The sequence below is a fragment of the Faecalicatena contorta genome, from assembly GCF_001404335.1.
Classification (GTDB): Bacteria; Bacillota; Clostridia; order Lachnospirales; family Lachnospiraceae; genus Faecalicatena; species Faecalicatena contortus_B.
Genome location: NZ_CYZU01000024.1, coordinates 17567 through 38583, shown reverse-complemented (window position 1 = coordinate 38583; position 21017 = coordinate 17567). Strand labels below are relative to the sequence as shown.

Sequence of the window (21017 nt, the reverse complement as noted above, 5' to 3'; positions counted from 1 at the left end):
TTAAGTGTCCGGTTTATTATTAGACGATGTTCCATATAAAACACTATGACAGCAGTAAAAAACCAGGGCGTAATGAATCATCAGTCTTTTTTCTGCAATACCTGCTTTAATTCATCGAGCAGGAGCTGTGCGGCAGGTGTAAATACCTGATATTTTTTCCAGATCACATACATCTTTGTGTGAAGCGCCGGCGAAATGGGGCGAAAGCATAGTTCACTGTCAGGAGTGAGCTCAATGATGCGGTCGAAGGTCAGTGCAATTCCAAGACCTTCCCTCACGAAGACAGCACCGTTGTTCGTCAGATTGAAGGTTGCCATGATATTAAGCTGATCGATCTTTTCTCCGCACCAGCGGGGGAGATCTACTTTGGCAGACTGCTCGGAACAAAAGACGGGATATGGCAGCAGGTCTTCCAGTTGGATAGCCTTCTTCTCGGCAAGAGGGCAGTCTTTTCTCATGATAGCTCCCCAGGTATCGTTTTCCGGCACTTCCAGATAATTATATTTCGACAGGTCCGGCGGTTCCACGATAAAGGCCATATCAGACAAGCCCCGGTCGAGACGTTCGGCCACGATTTCGGTATCCCCGCTGACGGTATGGTAATGGATGCCGGGATAGCGCTGGTTCAACCTTTTTACGGCAAAAGCAAGGTATTTTATCAGATAAGATTCTGCACAACCAATATAAACATCTCCGCCTGCGATATCATCCATAGACTTAAATTCATTCGTGATTTTATCTGCCATTTCCAGTAAATCTTCAGCTCTTTTTCTTAAAAGCATTCCTTCGTTGGTCAGATGTATGCTGTAACTGCTGCGGACAAAGAGTTTTTTTCCAAGCTCCGTTTCCAGTTCCTTCATCTGCCTTGACAGAGAAGGCTGGGAAATGTGAAGCCGTTCGGCGGCCCTGGTCATATTCTCTTCTCTGGCTATTTCCAAAAAATAGCGAAGTACCCGAATTTCCATCTGTAATCCTCCTCAATTATTACTCCTGTATTATAGATAGGTTATATATTACATTATATCAGGGCAAGATATTCATTACAAGAATAACAGGAAATAAGAAACAGGTATTGGATAATTTCTTCATCTTGTACTATTATGGTTACTGTACACGGGGCCGTACACCTTGCTGCACGGCATCCGAGCCAGTAAAGTAATGGGGCCGGGCATCCGGCTCCTCGCCATAGGCGGCTTTAAATGAGCAAGATGCCGTTACTATGCGCGGTCCATGGGCCGTGAATAGTAACCTATTATGAACATAAAGGAGGTGGAGCTATGGCAGAAGCATCAGATGAAAGTGGTATTTTGCTTCAGAACCTGCGGGATGCAGGTTGCGACAGGGAGTTCATTCAACGGTGTATAGAGCTGGCAGAACATACGAATGCTGCAGAGATTCTTCCGCTGCTCCGGAAATACCGTGGAACTTTGCTGGGAAAAGTCCATAAAAGCCAGAATGAGCTGGACTGTTTGGATTTTCTGATTTACAAATTAAAAAAACAAGAATATGAAGGAGGAACTTCTCATGGAAATGAATTTTGATTTTAACAATCCTACCCACATTTTATTTGGACGGGGGAAACTGGACGAACTTGGCAGCCAGCAGATGCCCGGAAAAAAGGCGCTTCTGCTGATGTCTAACGGCAGATCGGCAAAGATCAGCGGCGCTTACGACAGAACCGTTGCGCAGCTGAAAAAGGCAAGTGTGGAAATTGCCGAGTTTGCAAAGGTTATGGAGAACCCGGTGAAGGATATGATCATGGAAGGCGCAGCATTTGCCAGAGAAAACGGCTGTGACTTTATCGTGGCTCTTGGCGGGGGCGCCGTACTGGACTCCTCCGTGGCAGTCGCTGCCATGGCGGCCAATGACGGGGATCTGTGGGATTATGTGTACGGCGGAACCGGCAAGGGTAAGCCGCTGGCTAATCCGGGCCTGCCAATTGTGACGATTACTCTGACCGCAGGTACCGGTTCAGAAATCAACCAATGGGGTGAATATCCTGAGTGAGGCGATTGCCCTTTCCGCCATTGAAAGTATTGCAAAATATCTCCCCCGTGCCGTGAAAGACGGCAGCGATATAGAGGCCCGTGAGCATATCGCGTACGGCAGTACGATGGCTGGAATAACCATGCAGCTGACATCCACTACGGCACAGCATTCTATGGAACACTCCATGAGCGCATATCATCATAACCTTCCGCATGGTGCAGGACTGATCATGATTTCCAGGGCATTTGCAGAGTTTTTCATAGAACGTCATGCATGCGATGAACAATTTGTCAAGATGGCAAAGGCAATGGGGATTGCCGATGCCGCGAAACCAGAGGATTTTATAACTGCGCTGACCCAACTGCAGGAGGCCTGCGGCGTGGCTGGTCTGAGAATGAGTGATTATGGATTTGATCAGTCCGAGTGTATGACATTGGCAAAGGGAGCGCGCTCCATGCAGGGCGGCTTATTCCTTGCCAATCCATGTGAAATGACAGATGAAGATTGTGCCGGAGTCTTTCGAAAATCTTACCGGTAACAGAAAGAAATGGATGCTTCTATGAAAGGGGCATCCATTTCCTGGTGTTTAAAAGGTGAGTTGAAAAATGCTTATGGTTGTGTCAGGGGGCTGTCCGCAGGCAGTTTCTCCTACTCGATGAAAGCATGGGACATGATATAAAATTCTTCTTGGCTCGGCTGATGCCTCTTCTCTATTTTTTCAAATGAATCATCATACCGCATCGCTTCTTCTTCACTGATAGCCATGATGGGGCTTTCACGGTACAACCATTTTCTTCCATCCAAAGCATTGGGAATAAGTTCTTTCACCATCATTGCAGCCGGATATTTACCGTTCTCCAGGCAAACATTGTATTTTTTACAACTTTTAAAACCACGGCTCACATAATTCATCGGACTTCCCATTATGACAATTACATCAAAGCCCATCAATACTGCCTGTTCAAAAGAATGTTCTATGAGCCTCTTACCATAACCCATCCGCTGATACTCAGGAGCAATGCTGACAGGGCCAAAAGTAAGGATTGCCTTCTCACAGCCCTCCTCGTCGACTAGTTTTGCCTTGGTATACATGATATTTCCAATCACCTGCCCATCCAGCTCAGCAACAAAATCCAGCGCTGGTATAAAGTCTTCATGCTGGCGCATTATATGAACCAAATAATGTTCAACACAGCCCGGTACATAAAGATTATAAAATGCGTTTCTTGTTATTTCTTCTACGATCTTGTAATCCTCTTCTTTTTCATTTCGTATAGTCAGCATTATGAGTCCGCCTTTCTAAAATCATGTTTGTTGTGCCGCTTATTCTGTTGAGATATTGTAACACATAGGGACTTTCTCTGTCTATTCGTATTTACTACAGGGTAGAGTGACCTGATACCCTAAAAACTGGCGAATAAAAAAACTTCTCCCCGGAGGGGCTAATCTCCATCATGAGTCATATTTATTGTTGTTTTTTTATTTGTGTGGTATACATAAATGTATAAAGGAAAACTTATTATATATAGTAGCCCGCCCACGCAGGCTGCACAGGATGCGATGCAGCCAGTGGAACCCGCAGGCACTGTATCGAGAGTTCAGGTAGTTCAGTTACCAGGCAGTGCACGAATGAAGCTGAAAAACCAAATGTAAATATACAAAAAGTAAAAGTGAGGAAATAATATGAAAAAAGTTCTGGAATTTGATGCAGTTCTGGTTAAAAAACCGGATATGGATGCCGCATATATAGAGATCCCTTTCGATATGAAAGAGATTTTTGGAAAGTCACGGGTACTGGTACACGCAACTTTTGATGGCGAACCTTATGATGGACAGGCCGTGAAAATGGGTACGCCATGCCATATAATTGGCGTCAGGAAGGACATCCGCAAAAAAATAGGGAAAAAACCGGGAGATAAGCTTCATGTGACGCTGGAAGAACGGGAAAGAGAAAAATAACTATTTCTGTTGAATCAAAGTGGTTGTATGATATACTAGAAGCATCTTAATGAACGGAGGCTGCAAATTATGGGAATTTGGACAAATAAGCACTAACGGCAAGGTGTTGGTGTTTTTCCAGGCCTTGCTAATCAGGAAACAAAAAACAGATCAGTGATTAGGAGGCAAATGATGTCATATTTTTATTATCAGTCAAAAAAGATTTATTACACAGAAACGGGGAACGGAAAACCAGTGCTGTTTTTGCATGGCAATACGGCATCTTCCAGGATGTTTGAGCTGCTGCTGCCCTTGTATGAGGATCAGTTTCATATCATTCTCATCGATTTTCTAGGGCATGGGAAATCCGACCGGCTTGAAGAGTTTCCGGCAGATCTTTGGATAGAAGAAGCCCGCCAGACCATCGCATTGCTGGAACATCTGAACCTTGGAAAGGTGGATCTTGTGGGCACCAGCGGCGGCGCCTGGGTTGCCATCAATGCTGCATTAGAGCGCCCGGAGCTGGCCGGGAAGATTGTAGCGGACAGTTTTGACGGCCGGACTTTGGCGGACGATTTTTCTAAGAACCTGGTACAGGAGAGAACGAACGCCAAAAAGGATGAAATGGGAATTGGTTTTTACCAGTGGTGCCAGGGAGATGACTGGGAACGCATCGTGGATATGGATACAAAGGCATTGATTCAATGTGCCGGAGAAAAGCTGCCGTTATTCACAAAACCACTGTGCAGTCTGCAGGTTCCGCTGCTGCTCATGGGGAGCGAAGGAGATGAAATGTCCCGGGAGGATTTTCAGGAGGAGTACGCTGCAATAGCCAGTGAAACAGGGGCTGAGATTTGTATTTTTCCAAATGGAAGGCATCCCGCAATTCTTTCTAATGCAAAGGAGGCTGCAAAAGCCATCTGCGAATTTCTGGAATCGTAGAAATGGCCGCCGGATCGCGGTATATTCCTTTTGTTAAATAATGCTGTGGTAGGTAATGGCACAGAAAAGGCATGGACAAATATAAAAATAAATGTTCATGCCTTTTTATATACCGGAAGTAATGAAAGCAGCAAAGGGAATATCCAGTGATGGCTGCTCAATAGAAACTCTAAGTTTATCCCTCAAATAAAATTTATCCTTAAAAAACAAAATTGGCCAGATAAAACAACAGGAATGTATGGGCGGGATAAAAAATATAGAAGAAATATTTCATGCCCGGCCCCTTTTGATTATTGTACTTCAGCATGATTGGCAGGGCCAATACCATCAGGCACTGCAGCCCGTAAATACCATCGAGCATTTCCATGCTAAACTGGTTAATACAGAATATGATGTACATGGCAATAAAGTACTCTTTTTTTTCTTTCAGAAAATACATCAATACTCCAAGAGCAACAAATTCAAACCCATATTCATTCAAATAAATATTGGGGATAATTCCGGTCAGCATATCGCCGCTTAAATTACGTGCAAACGGCAGTATGTAGAAAAGAAGCTGAACTGCAAAAATACATCCAAGCAGTATCCCGCCCTTTTTATGGTCCCGCAAAAAAATTTCAATTGTACTGATTAAAACGCCTACTATAAACATAGTAAGAAAAATATTGTGATTACCATAACCGTATTCGGTTGGCATAAAGTAGTCAATAGCATAACCGAAAATTGACATGAACACACTCATTAGATATAAACGCAATAAGTATATCCTGCGGTTTTTTGTATAGTGGTAACCCCATACCATACAAAACAGGAAAAGAGGAAAACTCGCTCTGCCCAGCCAGCGGAACCATATTGGCGTTCCTTCAAAATAGTAGCCTATATGGTCTATTACCATTAGAATTAATGCGATAATTTTAATCTTAAATGTATTCATGTGTGATACCTCACTTCTGCGATTATCGTTTTTATGTACGCCTAACCTGCCAAAAGTGGGTATCCTACCTCGATCCATTATGGCTCAAAACGGTTACTGCATGATTCATATTTTAACATATCTCTGCAGCTTCGTCTATCTGCCTTTTTGAGGTCTATTTTGTCTCCCGGCTGAAGAACTGCCTTGAACATGCAATATAATTCTAAGCAGCTGTGTGATTCACATGTGCATTCCTTTTATTTATCAGTGAACAATATATCATCCAGTATGGCGGCTCGGATCCATCATTTATTTCAAGGAGATTGATACGATAATCATACCCCTCAATCGTAATTGTATTGAAGTCATAGTCTGGATGGAGCCTGTAAGTTAAGCTGTGTTCCCGGCAGAAGTGAGTAATTAAATCCAGAATCATTTTATGGTGGTTTGGCTGTTGTTTACTGAAAAGAATATATGCTGTTTTCATAAGATACCTCCGCTTAAAAAAATGCTTATAAATTGTGTTTTAAAATGGAACCGGCATTTCCGGGTGTGTGAACCGTAACAGAACGAATGGGTTTTTTACAGTACAGCAGATTGTATTTCTGCAAAGTGGAATATAATTTCTCTGCCATTGTGGAATCCATGTCACAGAGGGGAAGCCGGCAGTGTCCTGTGTTATAGCCCATTGCGCGCATGGCCTGTTTGACAGGGATGGGATTGACATCCAAAAATAAAGCTTCAATCAGCTCCAGATATTTTAGCTGCAGGTTGTCGCTCTCGTCACTGTTGCCGTCAAAATAAGAGGAACAGATGGCATGCACTTCCCTGGGCACGAGATTGGAAAGGACGGAAATCACTCCTTTTGCCCCCAATGCCAGTGCCGAAGTTATCTGATCATCGTTTCCGGAATATATGGCAAGGTCGTCTTTACAGAGTGCGGCGATCTTGGCAATCTGGGAAAAATTGCCGCTTGCCTCCTTGACGGCCACGATATTATCTACTTCACTGAGACGCTTGAAAGTAGCCGGATAAATATTTACTCCGGTGCGGGAAGGCACATTATACAAAATAATCGGCAGACTCGTTGCATCCGCACATGCTGTAAAATGCAGGAATAAACCCTGCTGTGATGCTTTGTTATAATACGGTGTGACATGGAGCAGCGCGTCCGCGCCGGCCTTTTCGCACTCCTTTGACAGATAAACCGCATGGGCGGTATTGTTGCTGCCGGCTCCTGCGATCACCGGAATACGCCCGTTCACATGTTTGACTGCGTGACGTACCAGTTCAATATGCTCTTCATCTGTCAGTGTGGAACCCTCCCCGGTTGTTCCGGCAACGATGACAGCGTCCGCATTTTCACGGATCTGCATATCCAGTAAATCATCAAAAACAGGAAAATTAATTGAAAAATCATTTTGCATCGGGGTTATGATTGCAGTACCCGCTCCTTTAAAAATCATTTTTTTCATTATGATGGCCTCTCCTTTAATCATAGCTATTTTAGATACATTTATCATATGGATTCCTTGATTAAAAAGGGATAAAAGTCTTAGCAGAAGATATTAAAAAGATATAAATATTACGGGGCGGGCTGAGCGCGCCCATGCCGGTAAGCCGGTTTGTAACAAAGTCACAGTAAAAATTGCCTTCATCATGTATACTGACAACAAATAAAGTCGGAGGTTATTGATTGTGGCTGATAAAAAACTGCGTAAAAAGGCTTTTATTGTACAAAATGAGTGCGTGGCATGTGGATGCTGCGTAAAGGTATGCCCAAAAGATGCTATTCATATTGAGAAAGGAATTTTTGCAGACGCTGATCTGGAAAAATGTGTTGGCTGCAGTAAGTGTGCACGAGAATGCCCTGCATGCGTAATTGAAATTCGGGAGGTGCCTGCATGAAAAAACAATGGTATGACTATCTCTGGATATTTTCTGCTGTTTACCTGGTGCTCGGTTTTTTCAACATCCTTTTTGCATGGATCGGGCTGCTTTGCTTTTTTATCCCTTTGATTATTTCCATCGCCGGAGGCGGTAAGGGATATTGTAACCGCTACTGCGGAAGGGGGCAGCTTTTCTCCTTACTGGGCGGACGGTTTGGCCTGTCCCGCAGAAAGGACCCGCCGAAATTCCTGCGAAGCAAATGGTTCCGCTACGGGTTCCTGCTCTTTTTCTTTACCATGTTTTTTCAGATGATTTGGAGCACATGGCTGGTGTTTGGTGAGGCGCACAGCCTAAGCCAGATGGTGACGATCCTTTGGACGTTTAAACTGCCCTGGCACTGGGCGTATGATGGAACGGCGTTTGCGCCGTGGATTGCGCAGTTCGCCTTTGGATTTTACAGCGTGATGCTGACATCCACGATACTGGGCATGATTACAATGGTGCTGTTCAAACCGCGTTCCTGGTGTGTGTACTGCCCAATGGGGACCATGACACAGCTTATTTGCAAAGCAAAGTCAGGTAAGAGCGTGAGCTTACCACAAAATACAGAACATAGCTAAAATGTCTGTTGCAGCCGGATATGGTTTTATAAAACTATAATCCGGCTGCAATTTTATGATATACTAGACTGGTACACGGAGTGTTAATAGAAATTCTTGGTGATGGTCTTATACGGCGCAAAACCCTGATTCAGACAGTAGTGAGAACCATATATATCAAGAATAATGGAGTTGGGTGTGCCATGTATCTTTGTATGTTCCCGCACAATTAGTTCTGTTGTATTTTTGATCGTCCAGAACTTGTAAATTACAACGCTGAGCCTTACTTCTCTTGATTGATCGGTTGTAATGTTCGATTCATTTGCGATTAGATAGTCGGGAAGCATGTTGATTGTTGTTAGAATTAAAACGAGAGTTATAAAAATAATACATAGTTTCTTTTTCATCAATAATTCCCCCTATAAAAATGATAGGGCTGAAAATGTTGCAAATCTACAGGTAAATATTGGGAAATCTACGTGTCGCGTACAGAGGGAAAAATAAATAGGATTAGGAGATAGTTATATGAGAGCGATCGGTTTCATAATATTATTGGTTTTCTATTCTGTCTATATTGGGAAGATGGTTCTGCAGAGAAGGCAGGGCATTCAGACAGACCAGATTGCAAAAGGAACCCGCAGAGATAAAGTGTTTTATATAGAACTTATCATGAAGGCGGCTACAAATTCGGTAGTCATTATAGAAGTGATCAGTATTGTGTCTGTGAAGCCGGCGGTGCCGTCTTATGTGAGGTTCGTGGGAATGATATTAGGATTCGTGGGAGACGTGGTTTTTGCTCTTGCGGTTATCACAATGAAAGATAACTGGAGAGCCGGAATTGCTGAGAATGATAAAACGGAAATGGTGACGGCGGGGATATATCGGTTCAGCAGAAATCCGGCGTTTCTGGGATTTGACCTTGTATATCTGGGGATAATGCTGATGTTTTTCAACTGCGTGCTGCTTTTGGTTTCTGTCTTTGCAGCTGTTATGCTTCATTTGCAGATCTTGCAGGAAGAGAAATATCTGCCGCAGGTTTTTGGGGAATCATATTTGACATACTGTAGCAAAGTCTGTAGATATTTGGGAAGAAAACGATAGGAGAGAAGAATGAAAGAAAGATTTGAGACGGAGCGTCTAATACTGAGGCCCTGGAATACCGGGGATGCAGAAGAATTATACCGGTATGCAAAAGATGAAAGGGTAGGCCCAACTGCGGGATGGCCGGTGCATACCAGTGTGGAAAACAGCCGTGAGATTATAGAAGATGTGCTTACGGCCGAGGGAACCTATGCGGTTGTATTAAAAGAAAATAATCTTCCTGTGGGCAGTATTGGCCTGCTGCTGGGCGGCGCAAGTGATCTGGTCACGGCAGATACAGAGGCGGAGATCGGTTACTGGATCGGTGTCCCATATTGGGGTCAAGGATTCATTCCGGAGGCCGCGCATGTTTTGATACAATATGCCTTCGATGAGCTGGGTATGGATAAGCTCTGGTGCGGCTATTTCGAGGGGAACAATAAATCGCTCAGGGTACAGCAGAAGTGCGGTTTTGTATATCATCATACCAATGAGAATATTTTCTGGCCGCTTATGGGGGACATTCGGACGGAACATATTACTTGTCTGACAAAACAGCAGTGGAAAGAGAAAGACATGGTAAAATCGGATGGAAACGAACTGTATTAAATCAGATCTTCTGTGATAAGAACTGCCCATTTATCCGTAAGTTCTAAAAATCTGGTACAGATTCTAAAATATGTGACATATAAGCGCCTCACTTTTTATGATACCCTTAAAAAAAGTGAGGTGCTTATATTATGAAAATAACAATTTTAGGCGGTACAGGCTGGCTTGGAGCTGAAATTTCTGCAGAGGCAGTAAAACGGGGGCATGTTGTGGCAGTGGTTTCACGGCATCCGGAAGATATTAAATATACGCTGACTCCGGATGTGGAGTCCCTGAAGGCGGATGCGGGCGATTATACACAGTTGAAAGAAACCATTCCGGAAGACAGTGACATCGTTGTTAATTCGCTGATACCCGATCCGTTTCAGCCGGAACGGTTTTCCAATTTATGCAGCAATGTGATTCGAGCCTGTAAAGAAATGGGGATCCGAAGGCTGATCGCCATTGGAGACGCGTGCGTGTTTAAAGTGACTCCTGATAAAATGTTAAAAGATACGACGTTTTTGACACCAATGTACAGAACCTGGTTTGGAGAACATGAGAAGACTCATGAACTCTATCTGAAGGAAACAGAGCTTGAGTGGGTAGAAATTGCGCCGGCAGCAAAATGTCTGCCGGACAAAGGCGGGCAGGAGTATATGATTGCAGAAGATGCGCTTTGCACATTGGATCCGCTGGTCGCTGAGTTAAAGACTCCGGATCCGGATCATTTTCCGTTTGCGGACAGCAGCTATATCTCCACACAGGATTTTGCCCGTGCTGTATTGGATGAGATAGAGCATTCGAAATACAGTGGGAAACGAATCTGTGTGGCGTGGAAGCAAAAACATGAAATGTATTGGGAGGGAGAAGAAAAGTGAAGATCGCTATTTTAGGAGCAAGCGGAAGAGTAGGCAGCAGGATTGCAAAAGAAGCGCTTATGCGCGGACATCAGGTCGTTGGGATTGACGTAAATACAAAGGAAGAATTGAAAAACCAGGTGGAATTCCATAAAATAGACATGGAGGATACAGAAGGTGTTGCGGGGGCAATCCAGGGGTGTGACGTGTATATCTTTGCCGTGATTCCGGTATTAAAAGGCTTAGACAGGATTATACCCGTAGTTCAGAGTGCGATTGATGCATGTAAGAAAGCGGGAGTGCCGCGGATGATCTATATCTGCGGAGGCGTGTCCTCGTGGGTAAGGCCCGGAGTGTATATGCTGGATGACCAAAAGGTTCCGGGGCATCGGCAGACCCATAAGGCAAACGATGCGATCATAGGAAGCCATGAGATTGCATTGGAGTACCTGCGGACGGTTCATGATTTCGACTGGTGCTGTCAGACCGCACCACTGTGGATGGAGGAAAATATGGGAGGACGAACGGGAAAATACCGGATGGGGACGGAATATCCGGTACTGATTGACCCGGAGAATAAAGAGATCAGTATTCAACAGAACTGTCATATTTCTATGGAAGACTTTGCGGTCTGTATGATAGACGAGGTGGAACAGAAGCGTCATCACCAATGCAGATATACAGTAGGATATTAAGGTAACAGTTCAAGCCGGCCTGAACTGTTATATTAAGGAAAAGGCACCCGTGAGGATGTCTTTTTCGGATTGCTGTGATATACTGAAGACAATCAGCCGTGTGGTGTGGAAAACTATATGTGGACAGGTGAAAACAGATGAAAAATGTAATCATTGCAGATGACGAAGTACATGTAAGAAGCCTATTGAAACATCTGGTGCATTGGGAGGAATATGGGCTTAATCTGGCAGGCGAATTTGATAATGCAGAAGATATCATTGAATTTATGCAGCATGAAAAAGTTGATATTGTAGTCACAGATATTATGATGCCGGGACTCAATGGGATAGAGATGATAAAAGAAATCAAGAAGCAGCAGATCCAGTGCCGTTTTGTGCTGATAAGCGGGTATCGGGATTTTGAGTTTGCACAGGCAGCAGTCAAACTCGGCGTATCGGATTATATTCTGAAACCGATCAATGAGGATGAGGTAAATGCGGTCTTAAAATCCCTGGCAGAGGAGGAGAGCGAAGGAGGGGAAGAAGAATTCAGAAAAAAGGCAATCCGGCAGAAGTTCCGTGAGGTTCTGGCGGGAGATACCGCGGTACCGGATCTTGAGACGGTGGAGAAAAAGTATTGTCTTCATTTCCAAAAAGAAGATGCATTTTTCCGGGTATTGCAGCTGGGTTTCTGCGGCTGCCGTGAGGGAGAAGAGGTTGAGCAGGTGGCGGGGGATATCTGGAATATCCTCCGGAAAAACATTTCTGAATGCTGCGTGGAACAGGAGATGTTTCCGTCTTCCTGGCTTCGCTATAACATCGTGCTTCAGATTAAAGATGATATGAAGAGCAGGATTCTGCGGATCTTGGATACCACCTACCGGGGATTAGTTCAAAACTATAGAGATAATCTTCCGTTTCATCTCTATCTGGGCGTTGGAAAAGCGGTAAATGAGTTAAATGACCTCAGAATATCGATGGAAACCGCGGCCTTTTTCATGAGCGGAAGACTACGGTATGGGGACAGCCGGATGTATGTAGCGGATATTCTTCCACAGGCGGATAAGCTTCTGAGAGAGAACCGCCCAATCGACTCCTCACAGATGCGGCGGTTTGAGAGTTCTGTTGAAGCGATTGACGAAAGCGGAGTGAAACAGGTGATACGGGGGCTGTTCGAAGAATATCAGAAACGGAGTGATCAGAATTATATCCAGTATTTTTATATGGCAACAGAATTGGGGAACCGGCTTGCGGATGTTCTAGGCAGACTGAATATCCATCCCAGGGAAACCCAGGACGTGAAGCGGCAGCTTCAGAGACTTTCGGAGAATTGCGATACGATAACCATGCTGCGAAGCGTAACGGAAAAGTTCTGTATTGATAATATGAATAAATATCTGGCCGGCAAAAAAGACCATGTGCTCGTTTATGTCCATTTCGCAAAACAATACATTGAAGAACATTATGCGGAAAATATTACCCTGAACAGGATTGCAGAAGAGGCTCATGTGAATCCGGTTTATTTGTCTACCATTTTTAAAGAGAGCACAGGGATCAACTATTCAGCATATCTTACTTCAATCAGGATAGAGAAGGCAAAGGAATTGCTAAAAAAGCTGGATTTGAATATTTCGCAGATCGCCAATCAGGTTGGATATGCCAGCACCCGCTATTTCAGCAGGATTTTTGAGCAGGAAAGCGGGATGAAACCAAGTGAGTACCGAAGAATATATTTGAAAGGACTGCGGGATGAAATGTAGAAAATCACTCAGGGGAGACTGCATAAAGGGGGAGAAAAGCATCCTGCATGGTCTTTATATTCAGGCAGGTTTTGCTGTGGCAGGAACTTTATTATTCCTTCTTCTGCTTCTGTGGGCCCGGGATTTCAAAACAGCAGTATTACTTTTGGTGTATTACGTGCTTTTTCTGAGCCTGTTGTGGGTTTCTGTCCGTAATACCAGACGGATGCATCGGGTAATCCTGCAAAAGGCAGAGTCCGAGAAGAAAGCTGTGGAAGCAGAACTTGAACAGAAACGCCAGCAGCTGCTAGCGTTGGAAACCCAGATAAATCCACATTTTTTGTATAATACGCTGGATACGTTCCGTGGGCTTGCGCTTGAGAATGGAGACAGGCATCTAAGCGATATGATAGAAGCGCTTTCGGTGATGTTTAAGTACAGTGTGAATTACGATGTGGAAATGGTTAGTATGAATGCGGAACTAAATTATCTTTCCAAATATATTCAGCTGCAGCAGTTGAGATTCCCAGACCGGTTCGAATATCAGGAGGTAATTAACTGCACGCCGGAACAGCTTCTGCTGGAGATGTGTCCCCGTTTTGTGCTGCAACCGCTGGTGGAAAATGCCATTCGGCATGGCCTGAGAAATGTGCGGAGAGGAGGATGCATTACCGTTTCATTGGAGATCCGGGAAGGTGATTTCTATATTGATGTAGAGGACAATGGGTGTGGGATGAGCCAGCAGCAGGTAGCATGTATGAATCAGAGATTCAGAAAACCCGAACAGCCGGAGGATGGAAACAGGATGGCGGAAGTACAGGAGGATACGAAAGAGAGAAAAGGGCAGGGCGGGATTGGACTTGGAAATGTAAACAAGCGGATCAAGATGTTCTGCGGGGAAGAGTATGGTCTAAAGGTCATGAGCACGCCGGAGGTGGGAACTCAGATCGAAGTGTGCCTGCCTCTTTATAAGGAGGCAAGAGAAGAATAAGAGTTACTATTCACGGGGCCGTGCACCACGCTGCACGGCATCCGAGCCAATAAAGTGATGTGGGCGGGCATCTGGTCTCCGCTCCGCTTCGGTCCGTGCTTAACATGCGCCACTGGCGCATAGCACCCTCGTCACTGGCGACTTTAACTGAGCCAGATGCCGTTACTATGCACGGCCCATAGGCCGTGCATAGTAACGAAAAAGATATAGACTGCGGCCGCATTGACGGCCGCTTTTTTGATCTCCGAAAAAGTTTTATACATACGTTATTCTGCAGCTCTGCGGCAGACCCGCCCGTAGGGCATGTGTTACGGAGTGCCCTGCGGGTATACTGTGAAAAATGTGACACTTTTCTGAATATAGAGGCATTAAAAAGATAACCGAAGAAAGATAAAATAAAGACAAATAAAAGATAACTGCATACCAAAAAGCAAAATAGGAGGATAAGAAAATGAGATTAAAGAAATGGATGGGAATTATTTTATCAGCGGCAATGCTGTTGGCGTTGCTGACCGGGTGTTCTTCCAAAAGTCCGGCGGAAGCGGACAGCGGGAGTAAGGAGAGCAGCGAAAGTAAAGAAAAAAACGGTGGAACAGTCGGCATTCTCATTGTTACAAGTGGTTCCCAGTGGTGCAATGACATTGTAGATTCTGTGACAGAAGCGGTAAAAGGGGAAGGCTATGATGTGGTTGTTTCGGACTCACAGGTTTCTGTTGACAATGAACTGTCTGGGATGGAGAACCTGATTAATTCAGGGTGTAAGGCTATCGTAGTAAACGCCATGAATCCGGCCGGTTTATCAGATCTCTGTAAACAGGCACAGGAAAAGGGGATTTATATCATCGGATGGTCTGATCTGCTGGTGAACTATGATGCCCTTGTAGAAGAAAATCCAAAAGAGGAAGCGGAACTGATCGCAGACGCTATGGCGGATTTTGTGGATGAAAGTGCAGGAGAGGGCAGTGAAATGGCTGCAATCTGGCTGTCTGACTCTGCAAACCCGGATACGACGGCCGGAGTATTCAAGGAAGCCCTGGAAGCCGAGTTTGAAGAAACATTGGTAAAGGGGAAGGGCGTCAATCTTGTAAACAGCCAGTATGCAACGGATTCCACGAAGGCAATGGACGTGACAGAGGCGATTCTCGCGGCAAACCCGGATGTAAAACTAATTTTCTGTCAAAGTGATGAGATGGGAGTTGCGGTTGCACAGACGCTGGAAGCAAAAGGGGTTGGAAAAGACGAGGTTATGGTTTGCGGACTGGACGGCAGCGAGGAGGCATTGAATGTAATCGCCGGAAATAATTCAACACTTAGAAGCACAGTTTATGCAAATACAAAACTGATAGGACAGAAAGTCGGAGAGGCAATTTGTAAGTATATGACAGACAATACTGCAGAAAACGTAATCGCAGAATATGTATTAATCAACAGCGATAATGCGTCAGAGTATGTAACCCAATAAGAGTGGTAACAGTTCAGACTTGTCTGAACTGTAGCGCATCCAGCCTATTGAAATTCGCCTGCGGCGAAAGGCTGGATGCCTGCAACCACTAAGTTTTCGTACGGTCTGCGCAGTTAATGCGCAGACCTGTCGGAACTACTAAGAATACACAAAGGAAAGGATAAAACGGTGAAGAAAAAGATATTAGAGTTTCGCCATGTCAGTAAAGTCTATCCTGGAGTCAACGCATTATCAGATGTTTCCCTTGACTTGTATGAGGGAGAAGTCCTTGCGCTGATGGGCGAGAATGGCGCTGGAAAATCTACATTGGTAAAATGTATTACCGGCGCCAATGAACCTACCTCGGGAACGATCGCTGCAGACGGACACGAATATACGAGAATCACACCGGCAGATGCAAGAAATCTTGGGATTGGGGCGGTATATCAGGAGTTCACTTTGGTGCCGGAACTGCCGGTAGTAGAGAATGTGTTTATGGGGAACCTGCGCGGAAACGGTATATTGGTAGATAAAAAACAAATGATTCAGGATGCGGAAAAAATCTTTCATGATTTTGGAGTTCCGATTGATCCTTTGGCGATGGTGAGTTCCCTCTCTCCGGCCATGATGCAGATTGTGGAGATTGCAAAAGCAGTTTCTTTGAAAACCAGAATACTAATTCTGGATGAGCCTACGGCGCCTCTTACGGTCAGAGAGGTTGATACGCTGTTTTCCATCATCCGCAAGTTAAAGAAAGACGGTGTGTCTATCGTATATATCAGTCATAGAATGGAAGAAATTTTTGAGATCACGGACCGTGTTGTTGTCATGCGCGACGGATGTTACATCTGTGAAATGGAGACGGAGATGACTTCCAGGCCGGAACTAATCCGCGCCATGATTGGGAGGAAACTGGATGACATTACGTATCCACACAGTTACTGCGCGAAGGATGAAGTTGTTCTTAAAGCAGACAATGTAAGCGGTAATGGCGTCAGTAACATCAGTTTCGAACTGCACAGAGGCGAAATCTTAGGGTTTGCCGGACTGGTGGGCGCCGGCAGGACAGAACTCATGAGCGTACTGTTTGGTGATGTAAGAAAAGAGAATGGCAGGATATATATCCATGGAGAAGAGGTGGATATCAGGCATCCATATGAGGCTATTAAAGCGGGCATTGGACTCCTGCCGGAGGACAGAAAGGGCAAAGGGCTCCTGCTTGATAAGCCTGTATTTGCCAATATCACACTTTCCAGCCTGATGAAGTACTGTAAAATGGGAAAAATCAATAAGGCAAAAGAACAGGAGCATGTGCAGGAATATGTAGAAACACTGAAGATCAAGACCCCTGGTATCTGGCAGGAGGCGCAGTATCTTTCAGGCGGTAACCAACAGAAGCTGATCGTGGCGAAATGGCTGGATGTTGACAGTGATATTCTGATTTTTGATGAGCCTACCAGAGGAATTGATGTGGGAGCAAGATTCGAGATCTATCAATTGATGCATGAACTTGTTGAAAGCGGAAAATCGATTATTATGGTATCTTCGGATTTTGAAGAACTAGTTGGAATGTCAGACCGCATTATCATTCTTGCCGAGGGACAACTTGCAGGAGAGGCAGGCAGTGAGGAGTTTGATAAAGAAATACTGCTGGATTTGGCATCCGGCAGCCGCTAAGGAGAAAAATATGAATACAACAGTGTTGATAAAAATAAAAAAATTTGTCGCGCAGATTCTGCTATTGCTTATTATCATTATTTTTGCGGCAATGAAACCGGCTACGTTTTTTACGCTGGAGAATTTACTTACTATAATAAGACAAGTAGCTACAATGGGAATCGTAGCATTGGGTGTCTCATTCCTGATGCTGACCGGCAGCCTTGATTTTTCGGTCGGAAAAGTTTACGCATTTGCAGGAGTGGTGTGTGCACTTTTGTATAAAGCAGGAATATCAATATGGATATCGGTGCTGATCTCTGTACTGGCCTGCATAGGAATCAGCATGATAACAGGGTATATTTCCATGAAATTTGGCATTCCGATGCTGATCGTATCGATTGCGATGATGCAGGTAGTGGATGGGCTGAACATGATTTTAACGGACGGAGCTACCATATACGGGCTGCCGGAGAGTATCAAATTTCTTGGGCAGAACTATATCCTGGGAATTCCGGTGGCAGTTATCGTGTTTGCCGTGCTGGCCCTGATTGTGGCATTCATATTAAATAAAACATATCTCGGGAGATACTTATTCGCGGTAGGCGGCAATAATGAGACAGCGCGGCTATCAGGTATCCATGTGAATAAAATCAAAATGATTGCAAGCATACTCTGTGGATTCCTGACGGGAATCGCAGGCATTATCATGATGTCCCGTTCTTTCTCGGGAAGTCCCTATAGCGGGAGCAATATAGGAAATGACGTAATCAGCGCCGCGGTTCTCGGTGGTGTTTCCATCTCAGGAGGAACCGGAAAGACCAGTGGTGTTGTAACGGGGGTATTGATTATCGGGGTGCTCTCCCAGGGGCTCGTTATGATCGGCCTGAGCAGCAACTATCAGAATATGATCAAAGGTGCAGTTCTTATTCTGGCGGTCATTATGGATACACGGTCGAAGATTGTGAAAAAGGCAAGTGCATAATTATGTGGTGTCGGAAAACGGAGAAAAACAAAAATGACAGATTTAAGTAAAACACCCTTTCATTTGGGAAAAACACAGCAGGAATGGGTAAAAAAGACATTAGACCAGATGTCTGTGGAGGAGAAGGCCGGACAATTGTTCCTGGTGATCGGCCAGTCGGATCATGATGAGGACATCCTGGATATGTACCGGAAATTTCAATTTGGCGGGATCATGTATCGGCCGGGCTGGGCAGACAAATTAAAGAATAGAAATGATAAACTACAGGCGCTGGCGAAGATTCCAGTGCTGATTGCAGCGAATCTGGAAGCAGGGGGGAGCGGCGCTGTACTGGAGGGGACAAACTTTGCAAGCCAGTTGGAAGTGGCAGCCACCGGTGACGTCCGCCAGGCATATCATCTGGGAGATATCAGTGCCCGGGAAGGGAGCGCGGTTGGAGTGAATCTGGCTTTTGCCCCTGTCTGTGATATTGACAGAAACTGGCGGAACCCAATTACGAATACAAGAACCTATGGAAGTGATCCGGAAACTGTGCTCAGTATGTGTGAGGCGTATATGGACGGCGCAGCGAAGAATGGTGTTGCAGTCTCAATCAAGCATTTCCCGGGGGATGGCTGTGATGAACGGGATCAGCATCTGGTTGCATCCGTCAATGACTTAAGCTGCGAAGAATGGGATGCCACCTATGGGAAGATATATAAATGCCTGATAGAAAAAGGCGCCCAGACCGTGATGGCAGGACATATCCTGCAGCCTGCATACAGCCGCCATTTTAGTCCGGAACTTACAGAGGAGCAGATACTTCCGGCCTCCTGTTCCAAAGAACTGGTTCAGGGCCTGCTGAGAGGAAAACTTGGATTTCAGGGAGTTGTCCTTACCGATGCCGCAAATATGCTTGGCTACTGCACGGCTATGAAACGAAGAGATCTGATACCGGCAACAATCAATGCCGGCGTGGATATGATACTATTTGGCAAAAACCTTGAGGAAGATCTTTCCTATCTGATCGATGCAGTGCGTACAGGAGTCGTGAGCATGGAGCGGCTCGATGAGGCAGTGACGCGTGTTCTGGCATTAAAAGCTTCTCTGGGGCTTCACGAAAAGAAACATTTCACTGCGGACAATTACCGTGGGCTGATCGCCGCACCAGAATCTTTGAGGCTGGCAGCTGAGTGTGCGGATCAGGCAATTACATTAGTAAAGGATACGCAGAATCTGCTCCCGGTTACGCCAAAAAAGCACAGACGGGTATGGCTCCATGTAAACGGGGATAAGCCGGGATTTACCGGCGGCAGCCGCTGCCGGGAAATGGTCATTCGCGCTTTGCAGAAGGCGGGATTTGAGGTAGATGTCTATGATGCCGAACATACAACAATGGAAGAAACAGTCGTTTCTACGGAGGAGATTGTGAAGAAATATGATGTCATCATGTATTTCTCCAATATCATCAATGCCAGTTACCAGACAACAGCCCGGATTCAATGGCAGGGTGCAGTGGCGCAGGAGGGACCTTATTTTGTAAAAGAGGTTCCCACCCTGATGGTATCTCTGGGAAATCCATATGGATTTGTAGATGCACCCATGATTCCGACCATCATCAACACATACCACGTATCCCAGACAATCATAGATATGGTAATCGAAAAGATCATGGGCAGGAGTCCCTTTAAAGGCATTTCTCCTGTAGATCCTTTCTGTGGAATGTTTGGAACCACCCTATAGCAAAAATAAAGGAAAGGGGCGGGAAGAACACCTTCCTGTCAATAAAAGAGTAATGAAATGGAAAGGAATTATTTTTGACCTGGACGGTGTCCTCTGTTCTACTGACCAATACCACTATATGGCGTGGAAGCGGGTGGCAGATCAGCTGCCGGTTTACTTTGATGAGGAGATCAACCAAAGGTTAAGAGGCGTGTCCAGATCGGAGAGCCTGGAGATTATTCTGGAAAAATATACAGGAACGCCTCTGCATACGATTGAAAAACAAAAGATACTTGCTGAAAAGAATCAGATTTACAGGACGGCACTGGAGCAGATGAATGAGCAGGATCTGTCCGCAGAGGTGCGCGATACGATTTTAAGACTGCGGGAAAAAGGGTACTCTCTTGCGGTTGGATCCTCCAGCAAGAATGCACGGTTCATTCTGGGGCGATTGGGCCTGTACGTAGCGTCTGCCGCACATTCCGGAACAGAGACAGACATGAAAGCTGAAAAAAAGACAGGTCTGACTAACGTATTTGATGCCATCATAGACGGTACTCAGATCACACACTCCAAACCTCACCCGGAAGTGTTTCAGAAGGCTGCCGAAAAACTTGGATTAAAACCGGAGGACTGCCTGGTAGTGGAGGATGCCGCCGCCGGAGTGGAGGCGGCGCATAGGGCAGGGATGGCGGCTGCCTGCGTGGGACAGGCGGGAAAAGATCATTTAGGGGATTATAACCTGGAGAACTTTAAGAATATTTTAAGTGTCTTGAATGAATAAAATATATATGATATTTCGTAACAGTTCAGGCTTGTCTGAACTGTTGCGAAATTCCTGTTTTATTTATTCAGCAGAACTGCGGATCCTTGATTGTATATAGAAAAAGCGGAATCTATCGTTTATAAAAAAACGGGGACAGCCTGAATGGAATTTAATCCTTCAGAGCTGTCTCTAATTTTATGTAAAATAAAATCGGCAAACCGGTAATAAGCTGCTATACACGGCCTATGTCCGTGTATAGTAACGT

General features: G+C 45.1%; 23 protein-coding genes. 18 read left to right on the top strand and 5 right to left on the bottom strand.

The genetic code is table 11. From position 1 onward, the window contains the following. Positions 1-80: 80 nt before the first annotated feature. Entirely contained in the window at positions 81-965 is an 885-nt protein-coding gene (locus tag ARB69_RS13155; RefSeq protein WP_055153550.1) for a LysR family transcriptional regulator, read from the bottom strand. Between the two features lie 312 nt (positions 966-1277). Between ARB69_RS13155 and ARB69_RS13150 the strand changes: the two genes are divergently transcribed. Genes ARB69_RS13150 through ARB69_RS28085 form a run of 3 tightly spaced genes read left to right on the top strand, consistent with a single transcriptional unit; the run spans position 1278 to position 2527 of the window. Continuing rightward, positions 1278-1541, top strand: coding sequence for a hypothetical protein (locus tag ARB69_RS13150; RefSeq protein ID WP_050641164.1), 264 nt, complete (start codon positions 1278-1280; stop codon positions 1539-1541). Continuing rightward, positions 1525-2007: an iron-containing alcohol dehydrogenase gene (locus tag ARB69_RS28090; RefSeq protein WP_330377667.1), complete on the top strand. Its 483-nt coding sequence runs from the start codon at positions 1525-1527 to the stop codon at positions 2005-2007. The genes ARB69_RS13150 and ARB69_RS28090 overlap by 17 nt, the downstream gene beginning before the upstream one ends. Then, positions 1991-2527 (top strand): iron-containing alcohol dehydrogenase, encoded by a 537-nt coding sequence (locus ARB69_RS28085; RefSeq protein WP_330377666.1) that lies wholly within the window; start codon positions 1991-1993, stop codon positions 2525-2527. The genes ARB69_RS28090 and ARB69_RS28085 overlap by 17 nt, the downstream gene beginning before the upstream one ends. A 110-nt stretch (positions 2528-2637) precedes the next feature. On the opposite strand, the gene ARB69_RS13140 is transcribed toward ARB69_RS28085, so the two are convergent. Further along, entirely contained in the window at positions 2638-3273 is a 636-nt protein-coding gene (locus ARB69_RS13140) for a GNAT family N-acetyltransferase (RefSeq protein ID WP_055153548.1), read from the bottom strand. 399 nt (positions 3274-3672) lie between these two features. Here ARB69_RS13140 and ARB69_RS13135 point away from each other — a divergent pair, with 399 nt between their 5' ends. Together ARB69_RS13135 and ARB69_RS13130 are read left to right on the top strand one after the other, a co-directional pair. Beyond that, a complete protein-coding gene (locus ARB69_RS13135; protein ID WP_050641162.1) occupies positions 3673-3948 on the top strand; it encodes a DUF1905 domain-containing protein in 276 nt (91 codons plus the stop codon). Between the two features lie 171 nt (positions 3949-4119). Continuing rightward, positions 4120-4869 carry an alpha/beta fold hydrolase gene (locus ARB69_RS13130; protein WP_055153546.1) on the top strand — a complete coding sequence of 250 codons (750 nt, stop codon included), beginning with the start codon at positions 4120-4122 and terminating at the stop codon, positions 4867-4869. 199 nt (positions 4870-5068) lie between these two features. On the opposite strand, the gene ARB69_RS13125 is transcribed toward ARB69_RS13130, so the two are convergent. The 3 genes from ARB69_RS13125 to dapA form a co-directional block, all read right to left on the bottom strand. Beyond that, on the bottom strand, positions 5069-5803 hold the full coding sequence (locus ARB69_RS13125; protein WP_050641160.1) for a TraX family protein: 735 nt from the start codon (positions 5801-5803) through the stop codon (positions 5069-5071). 202 nt (positions 5804-6005) lie between these two features. Further along, positions 6006-6269 carry a hypothetical protein gene (locus ARB69_RS13120; protein WP_055153544.1) on the bottom strand — a complete coding sequence of 88 codons (264 nt, stop codon included), beginning with the start codon at positions 6267-6269 and terminating at the stop codon, positions 6006-6008. A gap of 25 nt (positions 6270-6294) precedes the next feature. Further along, positions 6295-7257, bottom strand: coding sequence for a 4-hydroxy-tetrahydrodipicolinate synthase (gene dapA / locus ARB69_RS13115; protein ID WP_055153542.1), 963 nt, complete (start codon positions 7255-7257; stop codon positions 6295-6297). Positions 7258-7480: 223 nt separating this feature from the next. Between dapA and ARB69_RS13110 the strand changes: the two genes are divergently transcribed. The 13 genes from ARB69_RS13110 (at position 7481) to ARB69_RS13045 (ending at position 20770) form a co-directional block, all read left to right on the top strand. Continuing rightward, on the top strand, positions 7481-7690 hold the full coding sequence (locus ARB69_RS13110) for a 4Fe-4S binding protein (protein WP_050641157.1): 210 nt from the start codon (positions 7481-7483) through the stop codon (positions 7688-7690). Then, entirely contained in the window at positions 7687-8292 is a 606-nt protein-coding gene (locus ARB69_RS13105) for a hypothetical protein (protein WP_050641156.1), read from the top strand. Before ARB69_RS13110 ends, ARB69_RS13105 begins: the two co-directional genes overlap by 4 nt. Before the next feature lie 504 nt (positions 8293-8796). Continuing rightward, complete coding sequence (locus tag ARB69_RS13095) at positions 8797-9372, top strand: methyltransferase family protein (protein ID WP_055153540.1); 576 nt, start codon at positions 8797-8799, stop codon at positions 9370-9372. A 9-nt stretch (positions 9373-9381) separates the two neighbouring features. Then, complete coding sequence (locus ARB69_RS13090; protein ID WP_055153538.1) at positions 9382-9960, top strand: GNAT family N-acetyltransferase; 579 nt, start codon at positions 9382-9384, stop codon at positions 9958-9960. A gap of 131 nt (positions 9961-10091) precedes the next feature. Continuing rightward, positions 10092-10820, top strand: a complete 729-nt coding sequence (locus ARB69_RS13085; RefSeq protein WP_055153536.1) for an NAD(P)-dependent oxidoreductase — start codon at positions 10092-10094, stop codon at positions 10818-10820. Further along, a complete protein-coding gene (locus ARB69_RS13080) occupies positions 10817-11494 on the top strand; it encodes an NAD(P)-dependent oxidoreductase (RefSeq protein WP_055153534.1) in 678 nt (225 codons plus the stop codon). The genes ARB69_RS13085 and ARB69_RS13080 overlap by 4 nt, the downstream gene beginning before the upstream one ends. 137 nt (positions 11495-11631) lie before the next feature. Beyond that, positions 11632-13233 (top strand): response regulator transcription factor, encoded by a 1602-nt coding sequence (locus tag ARB69_RS13075; protein WP_055153532.1) that lies wholly within the window; start codon positions 11632-11634, stop codon positions 13231-13233. After that, entirely contained in the window at positions 13223-14203 is a 981-nt protein-coding gene (locus ARB69_RS13070) for a sensor histidine kinase (RefSeq protein WP_055153530.1), read from the top strand. Before ARB69_RS13075 ends, ARB69_RS13070 begins: the two co-directional genes overlap by 11 nt. A gap of 451 nt (positions 14204-14654) precedes the next feature. Further along, a complete protein-coding gene (locus ARB69_RS13065; protein ID WP_055153528.1) occupies positions 14655-15665 on the top strand; it encodes a sugar ABC transporter substrate-binding protein in 1011 nt (336 codons plus the stop codon). Between the two features lie 168 nt (positions 15666-15833). Further along, on the top strand, positions 15834-17321 hold the full coding sequence (locus tag ARB69_RS13060; protein ID WP_050641147.1) for a sugar ABC transporter ATP-binding protein: 1488 nt from the start codon (positions 15834-15836) through the stop codon (positions 17319-17321). Positions 17322-17331: 10 nt separating this feature from the next. After that, complete coding sequence (locus tag ARB69_RS13055) at positions 17332-18285, top strand: ABC transporter permease (RefSeq protein ID WP_050641146.1); 954 nt, start codon at positions 17332-17334, stop codon at positions 18283-18285. 33 nt (positions 18286-18318) lie between these two features. Further along, a complete protein-coding gene (locus ARB69_RS13050; RefSeq protein WP_055153526.1) occupies positions 18319-20007 on the top strand; it encodes a glycoside hydrolase family 3 N-terminal domain-containing protein in 1689 nt (562 codons plus the stop codon). Positions 20008-20059: 52 nt separating this feature from the next. Next, the gene (locus tag ARB69_RS13045) at positions 20060-20770 is read left to right on the top strand and encodes an HAD-IA family hydrolase (RefSeq protein ID WP_055153605.1); all 711 of its coding nucleotides are present in this window, start codon (positions 20060-20062) and stop codon (positions 20768-20770) included. Positions 20771-21017 lie beyond the last annotated feature (247 nt).